The organism is Dorea sp. 210702-DFI.3.17 (assembly GCF_020560825.1).
In the GTDB taxonomy this organism is placed as follows: Bacteria; Bacillota; Clostridia; order Lachnospirales; family Lachnospiraceae; genus Dorea; species Dorea formicigenerans.
The window spans coordinates 24358-38352 of record NZ_JAJCNB010000024.1 but is presented as its reverse complement, the minus strand read 5'-3'; the positions used below and the strand labels follow the sequence as shown (position 1 = coordinate 38352).

14 protein-coding genes and 2 pseudogenes are annotated in these 13995 nt (G+C 38.4%); 1 reads left to right on the top strand and 15 read right to left on the bottom strand.

What is annotated here, in order from left to right:
- Positions 1 to 434: 434 nt before the first annotated feature.
- The 5 genes and pseudogenes from LI149_RS11240 to LI149_RS15740 all read right to left on the bottom strand — a co-directional run bounded on the left by LI149_RS11240 (position 435) and on the right by LI149_RS15740 (position 2041).
- The gene (locus LI149_RS11240; protein WP_173785796.1) at positions 435 to 737 is read right to left on the bottom strand and encodes a type II toxin-antitoxin system RelE/ParE family toxin; all 303 of its coding nucleotides are present in this window, start codon (positions 735 to 737) and stop codon (positions 435 to 437) included.
- Positions 730 to 993: a type II toxin-antitoxin system prevent-host-death family antitoxin gene (locus tag LI149_RS11235; protein ID WP_005341650.1), complete on the bottom strand. Its 264-nt coding sequence runs from the start codon at positions 991 to 993 to the stop codon at positions 730 to 732. Before LI149_RS11235 ends, LI149_RS11240 begins: the two co-directional genes overlap by 8 nt.
- A 96-nt stretch (positions 994 to 1089) precedes the next feature.
- Positions 1090 to 1269 (bottom strand): annotated as a pseudogene (locus tag LI149_RS15745) (hypothetical protein); the annotation flags it as partial.
- A 299-nt stretch (positions 1270 to 1568) separates the two neighbouring features.
- Positions 1569 to 1760: pseudogene (locus LI149_RS11225) on the bottom strand (PrgI family protein); the annotation flags it as partial.
- A 143-nt stretch (positions 1761 to 1903) separates the two neighbouring features.
- Entirely contained in the window at positions 1904 to 2041 is a 138-nt protein-coding gene (locus LI149_RS15740; protein ID WP_227143367.1) for a DUF3791 domain-containing protein, read from the bottom strand.
- Between the two features lie 97 nt (positions 2042 to 2138).
- Here LI149_RS15740 and LI149_RS11215 point away from each other — a divergent pair, with 97 nt between their 5' ends.
- On the top strand, positions 2139 to 3323 hold the full coding sequence (locus LI149_RS11215; RefSeq protein WP_168934212.1) for an SLC13 family permease: 1185 nt from the start codon (positions 2139 to 2141) through the stop codon (positions 3321 to 3323).
- Positions 3324 to 3392: 69 nt separating this feature from the next.
- On the opposite strand, the gene LI149_RS11210 is transcribed toward LI149_RS11215, so the two are convergent.
- The 10 genes from LI149_RS11210 to LI149_RS11165 form a co-directional block, all read right to left on the bottom strand.
- Positions 3393 to 4175: a peptidylprolyl isomerase gene (locus LI149_RS11210; RefSeq protein ID WP_331464058.1), complete on the bottom strand. Its 783-nt coding sequence runs from the start codon at positions 4173 to 4175 to the stop codon at positions 3393 to 3395.
- Positions 4176 to 4423: 248 nt separating this feature from the next.
- A complete protein-coding gene (locus tag LI149_RS11205) occupies positions 4424 to 5224 on the bottom strand; it encodes an AraC family transcriptional regulator (protein WP_227143366.1) in 801 nt (266 codons plus the stop codon).
- A 350-nt stretch (positions 5225 to 5574) separates the two neighbouring features.
- On the bottom strand, positions 5575 to 6972 hold the full coding sequence (locus LI149_RS11200; protein WP_227143365.1) for an MFS transporter: 1398 nt from the start codon (positions 6970 to 6972) through the stop codon (positions 5575 to 5577).
- Between the two features lie 169 nt (positions 6973 to 7141).
- The gene (locus tag LI149_RS11195) at positions 7142 to 10180 is read right to left on the bottom strand and encodes a glycoside hydrolase family 2 TIM barrel-domain containing protein (protein WP_227143364.1); all 3039 of its coding nucleotides are present in this window, start codon (positions 10178 to 10180) and stop codon (positions 7142 to 7144) included.
- Entirely contained in the window at positions 10177 to 10776 is a 600-nt protein-coding gene (locus tag LI149_RS11190; RefSeq protein ID WP_227143363.1) for a relaxase/mobilization nuclease domain-containing protein, read from the bottom strand. The genes LI149_RS11195 and LI149_RS11190 overlap by 4 nt, the downstream gene beginning before the upstream one ends.
- Positions 10767 to 11105: a plasmid mobilization relaxosome protein MobC gene (gene mobC / locus LI149_RS11185; protein ID WP_005342533.1), complete on the bottom strand. Its 339-nt coding sequence runs from the start codon at positions 11103 to 11105 to the stop codon at positions 10767 to 10769. Before mobC ends, LI149_RS11190 begins: the two co-directional genes overlap by 10 nt.
- Positions 11102 to 12073 (bottom strand): DUF5688 family protein, encoded by a 972-nt coding sequence (locus LI149_RS11180; protein WP_105309230.1) that lies wholly within the window; start codon positions 12071 to 12073, stop codon positions 11102 to 11104. The genes mobC and LI149_RS11180 overlap by 4 nt, the downstream gene beginning before the upstream one ends.
- 117 nt (positions 12074 to 12190) lie before the next feature.
- Positions 12191 to 12283 carry a DUF3789 domain-containing protein gene (locus LI149_RS11175; RefSeq protein ID WP_005343171.1) on the bottom strand — a complete coding sequence of 31 codons (93 nt, stop codon included), beginning with the start codon at positions 12281 to 12283 and terminating at the stop codon, positions 12191 to 12193.
- Between the two features lie 169 nt (positions 12284 to 12452).
- Positions 12453 to 12890 carry a hypothetical protein gene (locus LI149_RS11170; RefSeq protein WP_227143362.1) on the bottom strand — a complete coding sequence of 146 codons (438 nt, stop codon included), beginning with the start codon at positions 12888 to 12890 and terminating at the stop codon, positions 12453 to 12455.
- Between the two features lie 25 nt (positions 12891 to 12915).
- A complete protein-coding gene (locus LI149_RS11165) occupies positions 12916 to 13896 on the bottom strand; it encodes a DUF3991 and TOPRIM domain-containing protein (RefSeq protein WP_227143361.1) in 981 nt (326 codons plus the stop codon).
- Between the last annotated feature and the right edge of the window lie 99 nt (positions 13897 to 13995).

Sequence of the window (13995 nt, the reverse complement as noted above, 5' to 3'; positions counted from 1 at the left end):
ACCTCCTGAAACAGCAATTACTGTTATAGCTACTATCAGCCCAAAAATCTTACAAATGTAAGATTTTTGGGTGTTTTGCTTTTTCCGTTTTCTTTTCATAGATACCCCTTTCTTCTAATTATTTTATTTTTCAAAATCTTACACCTGTAATATTTAAAAGTCAAGTAAAATATTATGTTTTAAAAGAATACTTACTTACATAATTTTTTGACTTTTATATTAAATCAAATCTTCACCATTAACAAATCCATACGATTTTAATAATTCTTTATCTTCTGAATTCATTTTGGGCACTCCCCATACTAGTAAATATTTAGCACGTGTACTCGCTACATACCCTATTCTCTTTGGTCTCCTTTTTTCCTGCACTAAAAAAACGCCACAAATTGTGACGTTTTTTAGTACCCTTTATATTTCAGTGAGATTTCTTGATTCTAAAACTCACTTTTTCCATATTTTACAGTTACCACTGCAACAACTTTTTCATTTTCAAACACTTCATAAATGATAATATAATTTTCTACAATCAACTGCCTATATCCTTTAAAAGCATAAAATCCATATTTTCTTTCTGCCCCTCGATATGGCTGTTCTTCCAAACTTAAAATTGCTTTTTCAAGTTTTTCTGCCAGTGCAATTGCATCATCAGCATAATTACTAACAAGATTTGCCTGCTCGTATATCTTATCAATATCTCTATATGCCTGTGGAAACATTTTTACGGTATATTTATCCAAAGTGTTTTCTCCTGAGTTCTCCCAATGCCTCACGTGCATCTAATAATTCTGCACCTTCTGCGACTTCCCGTTCTGCTTCAAAAATTGCCTTATCAATCTGATTTGTGCTGAGTAATTCTTCATAAGTTTCCATACTCATAACTACTAAATCTCCATAACCATTTTTTGTAATAAATACTGGTTGCTGTTGTTTGTGACATATTTCAGATATTTCATTTGTATTTCTTAAATCTGTAATTGGTCTTATTACCGGCATTGTAACTCCTCCTTTCTTTGTACATTATTATAACAGAATATTGTACGTTTATCAATTTGCAAACCCATTTTTTCAACATCTGAAAATAATATTATTTTACATTCTTCCCCTGTTGACACTATCCTCTCCCGGTTTTGCGGTCATCAGTTCATACAATCTTATATTGGTTGGGAATCTATTGACGAACGGTACAAGCGAACTTCCGTATTTCACCAGACCACAACCGGCATCTGCATTTGTGATATATCCCATCTGTTCCGTGGAGATATTTAGAAGTGTTTCTCTGCTGTTCCAAATCATACGGAATGACAGCAGAAAAGTTATTGTTTGCATTTTGCCGTCTCTGCCAGTTTGTGATATTTGTCTCCACACCAAGCAGACGTTTTTCCTGCACCATGCTGTTGGAACTGGTTGACTTATCTACTTTGCTTGCCACCGCATAGTTGATATCTGTAAATTTATAAGTACGTGCAAATTTATTTCTCCCGATTTTAAATATCCCGTCAGACCAGATGGTCTCGATGGGAATTACCTGTTGTACACTTCTTGGAATTACAAATCCAAACACCACATAAGGGGGCAGCTCCCAGTACACAAATCCAACTCCCTGTTTCCATGCTCATGTATGGGTGAAGCAAAAAACAAAGCCCAACGGCAATCCCGCCGGCTAATACTGAAAAGATAAACTGTCTCAGGGACAATCCGAAAAAGATTGCTTCTGTGTAATCCCTGATTTCCTTGTTAATTTTTACTTTACACTTGGTCATATGGTTTCCTCCTTCCTTGAAAAATTTAATAGCCAATCCTTTTTACTGGACTGGCTATGTATAAAAATGAGCAAAAAAAGTCGACTGACTCATATTGAACCAATCGGCTACACTCTATCTGTTATTTTGTTTTCTTACATTATTTATCTAAAAAGTTCTGACTCATTCTCAATCAAATCTTCTACCAAATATTCCTTTCCCTGCGTATGAAGAACATCATAGCATTTAATGATATAATTATCCAAAAAAGCAGGCAATGAAAAGTCACAAAACCTCTTCATCGTTAATTTCCGTTAATTCAAGAATCCACATGACTTCTTTTGCTCCCTATGTTATACTTGCATCTGGTGATTTCATTTTAAGAGAGGATTTTTACAAATGATACGAAAATTATACACATTTTTCCAGAAAGAGACTGTTTTATCTATCTCCGTGATTCTGGCTGTTTTTTCGATGTTCTGGATAAAACCGGACCACACTTATATTTCTTATATTGATTTTCGGACCCTCGGTCTTTTATTTTGTCTGATGACAATTGTAGCAGGGCTGAAAGAGATTGGCGTTTTTGATTTTCTGGCAGAAAAAATGTTGTCAAAAGCCCACGGAACAAAAGCAATTGTAACACTGCTCGTACTGTTGTGTTTTTTCTTTTCTATGGTAATTACAAATGATGTTGCTCTGATTACATTTGTGCCTTTAGCACTCATCATGTTGCATAAATTGCCGGAAGAACTGACCGAATACTGGCTTATAAAAGTAGTTGTCATGCAGACGATTGCTGCAAATCTCGGAAGTATGCTGACTCCTATCGGAAATCCACAGAACCTTTATCTTTATGCCCAGGCTGATATGTCTGCTTTCGCATTAATACGATTAATGCTTCCTTATTCTGTCGTTTCCTTGATATTGTTACTGTTCTGGATTAGGTTTGCCGCATCCAAAGCTCCAAAAATGAGCAAAAGGAACGATATATCCCTGTCATTTTCTAATACTTCCGAACATCATAGGGAAAATATTCTGAAAAGTACTGCAACCCGAAAAACAGAATATCTCATTGCATACTTGTCACTTTTTGCAGCCTGTCTCCTGACCGTTGCACATATTCTCGACTTTCGGATTCCGCTCCTTTTGGTTGTTCTTTATGTCATAATTCGCAACCACACTTTGCTTGGGAAAGTCGATTACTCTCTTCTGGCAACCTTTACTGCATTATTTATTTTTATTGGAAACCTTGGACGTATTTCTCAGTTCAGCCATTTCCTCAGCAGTATTATGACCGGACGTGAGACAATCACTGCAATTCTGGCAAGCCAGGTCATGAGCAATGTGCCAGCTGCGATTCTGCTGTCTGGTTTTGCGAATAACTACACATCCTTGATCATCGGCACCAATATCGGCGGGCTTGGAACACTGATTGCCTCTATGGCAAGCCTCATTAGCTTTAAATACATTGCAAAAGAGAATCCTCACCTGCGTGGAAAATATTTTACTTTATTTACAGTTGCAAATATTCTATTCCTGGCAATTTTACTTTTGCTAATCAAATGCCTTACAGCATTTTAAGCCAGCCATTTTGGATCTTATACTTTTTATTTCGCCGCCTTTGTCGAGCAGCTACCATAATTTTTCACTTTATTTTTCTTTATATTTCTCTGTCAGTTCTGCTACTTTTTTGCTGTAAGCATCGCCCTGTTTCTGCTGTTTGAGCTGGCTCTTGATCTGTTCTTTCACCTCGTCAAAGCTGGATTCTGCTGCATCTTTTTTCTCCTCAACTTTAATCAGGTGATATCCGAACTGAGTTTTCACAGGTCCGACTACATGCCCGATCTCTGCTGCAAATGCTGCATCCTCAAATTCCTTGACCATCTGTCCTTTGCCGAATTCTCCAAGGTCTCCGCCTCTCTGTCCGGAAGGGCATGTAGAAAATTCTTTTGCTGCGTCTTCGAATACTTTCTCACCGCTTACAATAGATTCCAGAATCTGATTACATTTTTCCTCGGAATCTGTAAGGATATGCTTTGCGTGAACAGTCGCCCCTTTTTTAAACTGAGACTTATTTGCTTCATAATAATCTTTGACTTCCTCGTCAGTCACTTTCACACTATCAAATAACTGCTTCATAGCAAGGCGTGCAAGAATATCTTTTCTTGCATTCTCCATTACACTCTTATATTCTTCTGTCTCATCTAACTTCAGTTCTTCTCCATATTTTGCAAATGAATAAAGTGCTTCCAACTGCTCCTGACACTGTGCACGGAACTGCGGATTAGAAGCATACATCTGCTGCTCTCTCGGAAGACTCTTTATAAATGCATCTACCTCTTTATCTGTAATTTCATGTCCGCCTACAACGGCTAATACTTTCTGCTCCATAATCTTATATTCTCCTTTTATCATGTCGAGGGTCTTATTCATAATCTGTCCGCCGCCCCTGACATTTCATTCATATACGTAAAGCGGACAACTCCTGTATATTATACTACATACCCGTACTTGAATACCAGTCTAATTTTCCACCACTGTTCCTCACGCCACAGCTCCTCTTTGCACCAGCCAGGACATCCATAGAAGCACTGCCACGCCTAACAGTGCACAGAACAATAAGGAAAATCAAATACATAGTACTGTGAAATCAAAGTAAATATTTCTATCAACAGAACCTTTTATGACAGCATCTCTTTCACACAAATACTCCGATAATCACTCGGTGATATTTTATATCTTTCTTTAAATACTCGGTTAAATGTTCTCTGACTTTCAAATCCACTATCCAGACAAATGTTTGTAATAGAATCACTCGTATTTTCCAAACGATGGCATGCATAGTTCAGCCTTGCATCGTTAAGATATTGATTAAAGTTTCTATGGAATGTTTTGGAAAAGAGTCTGGATAAAACATATTTGCTCACCCCCAGATCTTTTGCCATCTCTTCCAGAGAAAACTTCTTCTTAAAATTTGCTGATATATAGGAAACTGTCTGGTAAATAAGATCATTGCTCCCCACACTACTCTTTTCTACCAAATTTAATTTTCCTATGCAGCGTGCCAGCACAATTTGAAGATATGCCTGTGCAACAGTAATATCCGGCTGTTCTGTCTCTAAAATTGCATTTATACCCCTATATACCTCCGGTTCAACCTTTTCCGCTTTGATGATTGGGTATTCAGGAGCCATGGATTGCATGATATCTGCAAATTTGACTATCATAAATGGCGATGCAATCAGATAAGTCGCTTTATTTACACCGGGTATCAGTACCTGATAGTGATGAATAACATCTGGAAATACAAAGCCTATATCTCCTTTTTCCATATGGTATAGTTCCTGTCCGACACCAAGTTCTAATGCTCCACTTGTTACACAAACGATCTCCAGTGCATTATGAAGATGTGGTTCAATATGTTTTGACTTCCTATTTATTGCTATAATCTCCTCTTTTGTGTCAACATATTTTAACTGCATGAAATACTCCCCTTTGCAACATTTGTCTATATCTTCTTTCGATTTGGCAAGCAATTCTTTTACACCTATCTTATAATCAACTTGTAAATAAGGAAAGGAGGAATTGCAAATGAGCAACCTAAAAAAATATCTGAATAACCTTTTAGTATTCTACATTGAATATTTTGAACATCCTTACCATGTATAAATACTAAAAGGACTATTTTGTGAAAACTGAATATTTTCTTAAGGCCATTTCACAAAAATGAAGTGGTCCTTTTTTATTTTCAAAATACAGTTCAATCACTTTATATATAGAAAAAGCACTGTCTCATCGAGCAACGACCAGACAACGCTTTCTCCTGTCAATTCTAATTTATGTCTGATGCATCTGTTATTTCATCTGCAGCAATTCCTTTTTCTGCTTTCAGTTTTTTATTTGCATCTTCTACATTCATTCTTGAAAGTACAAACATAATCAATACATCAAAGATTAACGGAAGCCAAAGATACATAAACTGCATCATATCAAGTGCAGACTGTGGCTGAGTTGCATTTGTTCCGACATATCCACTGAACTCAAGCATCCATCCAACAACAGCGGTTCCAATACCTCCACCGATTTTTACGCCAAGAGAAGTACAAGAGTACAGCGTTCCGTCAATTCTCTTTCCCTGTGTAAGATAAGTGTATTCAGAGCAGGATGCGATAACTGCATTCATATCTCCCTGCCATGGTCCCTGACCTAAGGCTGCAAGAGCTGTAAATGCCATCATCAGCGGAACACTGCCCATATATCCTGCAACAACAACAAGTGCTCTACCGATGACTGCTAAGACATAACCTCTTAAGTTCAGTTTATACATACCTTTCCACTTACCAACTAATGTCGGTGTGAAAATCAGGGCAATAATCAGCGGAATATTTACTGCCCATGCAAATTGTCCAAACAAATTCTTATTTTTCAGTACCCATGTCATGTAATAAATGCCAGCTCCAATCATGGCACCATATAACTGCTGTAAAATATATGTTCCACAAATCATCATGTAATATTTGTTTTTAACAAGAAGCTTGAATGCCTGTACCATTCCGTACTTTTCATTATCATCCTTTACTTCTCCTTCGTTAAGTTCTTCCTCAGGAAGTTCCTTAACAGAAAGTGCTGAAATCGTATTTACGACCAGACCAATGATTGCATAGATAATAGCAACCGTTCTCCATGCCGCAGCATCTCCACCACATTTATCTACAAATCCAACTGTAATCGCCTGAATCAGAAGACTTGTTGAAAACGCAAAAATAAAACGGTAAGATCCCATCTGCACACGCTCTTTGCTGTTCTTTGTAATCAGTGACGTAAGTGCTGAGTAAGCAATATTGTTTGCTGTATAAAACACACCATTTAACAGTGTATAAGAGATAAAGAACCATGCGTATTTAGCCGTTGTTCCAAAGCTGACTGGTACTGCAAAGCAGCAGACCAGCGTAATAGCACAACCAATGTATCCGTATAGCATCCATGGCTTCGCTCTTCCCATTTTACTGTGTGTTTTGTCAATCATTGATCCAAAAAATATATCCGTAAAACCATCAAATAGTTTTGATACGGCAATCAGGGTACCTACGACACCTGCAGCAAGTCCTACTGAGTCCGTCAAATAGACCATCATAAAAGATGTCAGGAACGCATAGACTACATTACCTGCAATATCGCCTGATCCATATCCAATTTTGTTATACCATTTCAAATACTTTTTTTCTTCCATCGAATTTCTTTGCTCCTCATCTTCATCGCACTTAGAATTTCAAGATGTCTAACAGAGTATGATGTCTAATTCTAGTTTTTTCTCTGTTTTTGTCTGATTGCTCTGTATATCCGGACTTTACATAACAATCAGACTCTCTTTCCTTGTTTACGGGTTACATGAAACTTTATTATCCCTTTATATACGGTATCAGTGTAAACTGGAACCGGAATAATACATCATCAAATCGGTACTGATCCAATACAACTGGACCACAACTGTTAGAACCAATGCCATTTAATGCGTAGTCAACACAAAATACTACACTATCTGATTCTGTCAGTTCATAATTATGCGTTTTCTCCTCAAGTTCTTCCTGCGTATAATAAGAAGCATTGAATGAGAAGGCATTTTCCGCAGAGACCACAATTCCATATCGGCTGTTGTTAAGCTCTACATATTCACAATCATAATGGCTTCCATTTTCCTGTGGGCGAATATAATCCTCATGCAAATCATCTACATTTGCCTGATACAAACCGTGGCTCGCAGCCTGATGTTTGTCACAATAACTTTCCTGTGGTCCCATTCCAAAGTATCGTGCAGCTGAAAGTTTTTTATCCAGGAACATCCTCACACCAAATCTCGGAAGATCCGGGAATTCATCATCTTTTGTTACTGCAATATCTGCATCAATCTTTCCAGCAGCTTCTATTTTCCATATGATCGTCACATCAAGAATCTTCTGTACTGTCTCTGCCACAACGGATGCATGGCTTGTAATTTTCACACCATGCTTTCCCTGCACGACCTCTGTCGTGTAAGCTCTTGTATAAGCTTTATCATAATGGGCTTTCTTCCATTCAGACTTGATGTACATATCGTTATCTGTTGGAGCTCTCCAAATATTTAATTCCATTGGATGGTTCAGGTATTCCCGCCCTGCGAATTTCATCTCTGTAAAGAGTGCAGTACGTTTGTCTATGGTATAAGCAAATTCACGCCCCTTGATATGGATCTGTGTATCATTTTCATTTACCTGTAACTCAGAGTCCACTGCTGTTTTTTGTAGCCATTTCTCAGCAAGTTTACATTTTGCACCGTCTTTGCTTACCTCAATTTCATCGAATCCAAGAATATGGTCTTCATCCAACAGTGGCAATTCCTTTTTCAGATGATAAATAAATTTTAAATAACATTTTCCACTCTCTGGCACATTGATTTTAAGGTTTATTTTTCCTTCACTATGTGGTGCTGCTGAAACTTCTGGAAGTTTACCTTTGCTGATTACAAGCCCGTCCTGCGTCAGTTCATAACTGATCTTCACATAATCTTTCAAGTCATCAAAATCCATGTAGTTATGAAGCACCAGTTCTCCGCTTTCTTTGTCATAGGAAATAACCCTTGCCGGGCGATAAACATTCTTGTATTCCAAAAGTCCTGTATGTACCGTTCTGTCCGGATATACTAATCCATCCATACAGAAGTTGCCATCATGAATTTCTTCGCCATGGTCGCCCCCATAAGCATATATAGTCTTTCCATTCTCAGCAGTTCCATGAGCAATCGCATGGTCACACCATTCCCAGACAAAGCCGCCGCACATTTTATCATTATCCTGAATCATCTGGAAGTAATCTTCAAAATCTCCAGGTCCGTTTCCCATACTGTGACAGTACTCTACCAAAAGGAAGGGTTTGCTTCCATCTTTATCCAGATATTCCTGAATTTCGGAAAGCGCCGGATACATCCGGCTGTACACATCCAGATTGCTATAATCATATGTTTCATCATAATTACGGTATCTTGCACTCTCATATTGTGTGATGCGGTCTGGATCAAAATTCTTTGTCCATTCCAGTGCTTTTTCAAAGTTGCAGCCATAAGCACTCTCATTTCCCATTGACCACATAACAATACAGAAACGGTTTTTGTCACGTTCCACCATGAGTTTTACGCGATCAACGATTGCCTCTTCCCATGCCGGATCATCTGCAATCATCTCATTCCATCGTTTGAACCGATTGTAATCGGTGTCTTCTTTTCTGTAGATCATAAACGGACCATGAGCTTCAATATCTGCTTCATCTATCACCATGAATCCATACTTGTCACACATTTCATAGAAAAATGGTGCGTTCGGATAGTGGCTGGAACGGATCGCATTAAAATTATGCTGCTTCATTAACGTAAGATCAGTTGTAAGCTGTTCCAGACTGATTGTAAATCCAGTAACCGGATCGGAATCATGTCGATTGACACCACGGAATTTAATCTTCTGTCCATTTAAGTAAATGACCTGGTCTTTAATCTCTATCTTTCTTAATGCAATGTGATCTACAATTACTTCATTCTCTGTTTCAAGAATTAGTTTATATAGATATGGATTTTCTGTATTCCAAAGTTCCGGACTTACGATTTCTAATACAGCTGTTCCTTCTTCAGCAATACTTCCTAGTGCTACAACTGCTCCGTTTCTATCTTCAATCGAAATTTTTACATTTAAGGGAGAGTAGAATTTCATTTCAATTTCTACTTTCGCAAGCATATCCTCAATTCTTGTTTTAATATGATAATCACTGATTGCCTGTTTTGGGCGTTTCAAAATGTACACATCCCGGAAAATACCACTCATACGGAATTTGTCCTGATCTTCCAAATAGGAACCATCACACCATTTCATTACCAACACTGCCACCGTATTCGTTCCATCCTGAAGTACATCGGTAACATCAAACTCACTGGTCATATGTGAAACCTGGCTGTATCCTATGTAAGAGCCATTGATCCATACATAAAAGCAACTGTCCACTCCTTCAAAGTTCAAAAAAGCTTTTGATGCTTTCTCATCTCTGCTGTACTCAAAATTATGTACATAAGCTCCACACGGAATATCCTGTGGCACATATGGTGGATCAAACGGAAACGGATACCGGATGTTTGTATACTGGTGTGTATCATATCCTGCCATCTGCCATACACTTGGAACCTGAATCTCATCAAAATTTTCTGTATCATAATTCTTCTCAAAGAAAGAATCCTGAATGTCATAGATGCTGTTAAAATACTGGAATTTCCAAGTTCCATTCAATAACTGCATACGATCTGATTCTTCTCTGTGTTCCACCAAGTTATCCATTCTTTTGGATGCCGGAATATAATAGGATCTGGCTGGCATTGTGTTTTCGTGCAGTACGCTTAGATTTTCATAATAACGTGGTACGATCATAAATAGCTCTCCTCCAATACATATACTTTTTTGTTCTTTGTTTCCCTAAAGCAATCCTGATTTGTCCTGTGGTATCTTTTTCCGTCAAGGAATGAAACTGAGTTCACCACAAAATGATTGTGCAGATGATTTGCCTTATCCAAATGGGTTGCAATCAATACCTGATACTGACTGCCCCACAATTCTTCTGCCAGCTTCTTTCCGATCTCATGTGCCATTTCCGGATTACATTCTCCCGGTGCAAAAGACTGGTATCCATGAAATGCAACAATTCCGTCCTCTTTTCCAAAACGCTTTTTGACTGCGATCATTTCTTCTCTGGCGGTTGTCGGTGCACAATTAACTCCAGATACATACTGTTCCATCAGTTCTTCCGATTCTCCGACAAGTTTCCTTTCCATAGATTCAGATTGTCCCCGTCTGGTCTTTTCAGTATTCACCGCATAGGTAATTACATCCTCTAATCCCTGTGTGGATTGTGATTGATTCTCAGATATCTGCCCTTCATTGTTCTCTTTCGTCTTGTCCGGGTTCTCCGCATACTTAATTACTTTTCCTATCCAACCTTTGATACTCCAGATTGATGTCACTGCCATGATTCGTTTTTCTCCGGAAGTATTACTGCTTCTGTAATCTTACGGACTGCTTCATTGAACTTCCGCACTTCCTGATCGTATCGCTGCACATCTACCACATTTAACACATGTGCTTTCTGTGCAATCTGATTTAAGTTATTTCCAATTTTGTGAAGCTCTCGCATCATAGAATAATAATCTGGCGGCGGTGCATCTTTTGGAACAACACCGGAGATTAACTGTCTCAGGTACGCTTCTCGGTTCAGTCCGCTTTTCTTTACTTTCTTATCCAATGCTTCGGCTTCCTTTTTGTTCAACCGAAAAAGAATTGCTACATTACGTTTTCTCAACGCTCCATCTCCTTTGCTTTCTGTATAGAATCTGGTTCCTGGCGAATCTGGTGTTTTTCTTTATCGTAGCTGTAAACTCTGTCTGAGAGAACCTCCTCACGCTTAACCTCTGCCCAGTTTACTGCCCGCACCATTTCGCCCAATCTTCTTGGTTCAACTTCACCATTATCCGGTACAATCAAAACTTCATGGACTGATGACGGAAGAACATAAAACCCTTCTGGAAAAAGCTGCTCTAGTTTATTCAAAACCTCTGGTTGAGTAATCATAGATGCTCCATACTGCTTTTCCATATTTGTAAGTGCATACAGCATATCATGTGAACGAAGTCCAAATTCAACACTTTCATTTAAAAGGTTTGTTGAGTGTCCTTCTTCATTAAAAATACTCAACATCATTTCGTCCATTGACTGGAGAATCGGGGTATTTACAGGCTGTGTATTTGATCTTGCCTGTTGAAATATTTTTTTCGCATCAATATTCCAAATGCTGAGATGTTGATTTCTTACCTCCAAGGTTGCTTTTCCTTCTCCTGAATCTACTGGAAAATCCACATAGCAGATAGCAGATAAATCTTCAATATTTTCATGAGGCATTTCCTGCAGCATCTTTCGATTTGCCTGTGTGTTCACAAGTTTAATTGCCAGATGCTCTTTTAACGAATCATAGTTTGTCAGATCAATCCCGCTATTCATAAATGGAGCCCGGCTCGATTTCTCTATATAACTTGCAATCCTGTTCATTACACACTCAACAGGTTCCCCTTGTCGGATTTCATCAAAGAATTGTTCCATATAAATAATCGGACTTGCATTTCTTTCCGGAAGATTTACCTGTACTCCTATTAACTGAATTCCATTATTTTTATTTTTCTGCACGACCTGAAAATCTGCATCTTCATACTCTGGTGGAAGATAATTACGAATATCCTTTGCAACACCTTCCGCAAATACTTTCTCTGCTATCATTTCTTCTGTTCCCCTTTCTTTTTGCCCAATTTCTTTAAATACGCTTCGTAACGTTTTGCTTCTTTTTTCTTGTTTCTGATTGTCAAATCAACACTTACCATTTTCTTTCTCCTCCACTTACTTTCTATTCACCTGTAAAATGCACATTGCGATTACACCGACTACACTTCCGATAAATATTCCTGCAATAAATAAAATCATTTTCTTCATGTCTCCTGTTTCTCCATATTTTAACTATTGTGTAAGGGTTTCAGGGATTCTCCCTGACAAGCTGCTGTAGGACTGACAGACAGGAAACCTGTATGGCAATCCAAAGGCGTTGCTTGCTGGTATTGTGTATTCTTCTGCACCCGTCTCGTTGCTCCAGGTACCAAAGAATTTACCTTCCGAAAAACAAATACTTTCCTGGCTGTAATTCCAACATTGGATTTGTACAACAACCACATTTTGTACAAGCAAATCCACATTCTTTGCACTCCTGCCCGCAATCATGTCCGAAGTCTTTTTCCTCTTTTAGTTCACATCGCCCACAAGTTTTACACAAATATTCACACTCTGTACAGCGTACATTTTCATCAGTTGCCATACATTCTTCACTCGCCGGACAATACTTTTGACAGCTTTCACACTGCTCCGTACAGCTTTCTTCTGATACCTTTTCAGCAATAATTCCAATCAAGCCGTCCTGTTCTTTTTCTTCTTTCACCTGTGTTTCCAGAAAAATCTTCAACAGATTTTCGCTGTCCACATTATCTTCCATCGTTAAAATCAACTCTTTTTTCTGAACCAATGACAGCTCATACTTCACTATTTTCATGTAATTCCGTCTCCTTTCTTCCTGCTCAGCGTTCCCATGGACGGTTGCTTTTCTGATTTTTTGACTTCTCCCGCCTTGTTAATCCAAGATTTAATCTCAGGCACAACATATCATTACAGTCCTTGCCTTTCGTTGGTGGTTGGTCTTTTACACGATATTTTTTGGGTACAACTGTTTGGATTGCTTTTGTTGCAAGTCTTCCGGTACGGTCATTATCCAAATGTAATACAATCTCTTTTACATCCGAATGTTCCTTCAAAAATCGTGTCAATGCCGCTGGGACTTTGCTTCTTTCTATCTCTTTTGCAGGTTGATACACACCCGCCAACGACAATAAATGCTCCGTCCGCCACTCTTTCCCGTCCAATTTCTGCATCGTTGCATAAGATAACAGGTCAATAGCCGATTCAAATACATGCACTTTATCACTCATTTTCTCTGCCGGAATTAAAAAAGAATAATTCTTATCACTTCCATTTGCTTCTCCAATAAAATCTGTATTGATTCCACGAAGTGCTGCATATTGTGGTTTTCCCTGTTGATCCATACCAACAAAAACTGCATTATGATGATACGCACTCTCATAAATTTTTCCAGTTTCTATACAGAATCGAACAATATCATTGTCAATTCCCCGTCCAGTAAGATAACTGAACACATTTGTGTGATACCGATTTTCTTTTGGTAACAGCAGATGTTTTTCCACTGGAAGCTGCTCAGATACAGAAAGAGGCGGTTGAATATTTGCCTGTCCTGCAAGCAATTCAACCGCCTCCAAAAAGCTGTAATCTTTTACTTTAATCAGATAATCCAGTGCTGACCTGCCACCAATTCCTCTACTCCACCACATCCATTTACCATTAGATATCTTCAAACTGTCATGCGTTCTGGTGGTATAAGTGTTACCGGAAAAGTGAACCAACTCATAAGGTTCATAATTTTTCAGATACGTCAGCAAGTCTATTCTCTTTACTTCCTGCACAACCTGAGGTGGTATATATGGCATAAGCTCCTCTCCTTTCCTGCCCTGAATTGATATTTTCATATCCGGGCATAAAAATAACCGGGCAATTTCCCATTCAGGAAACCACCCGGTTATGTAACA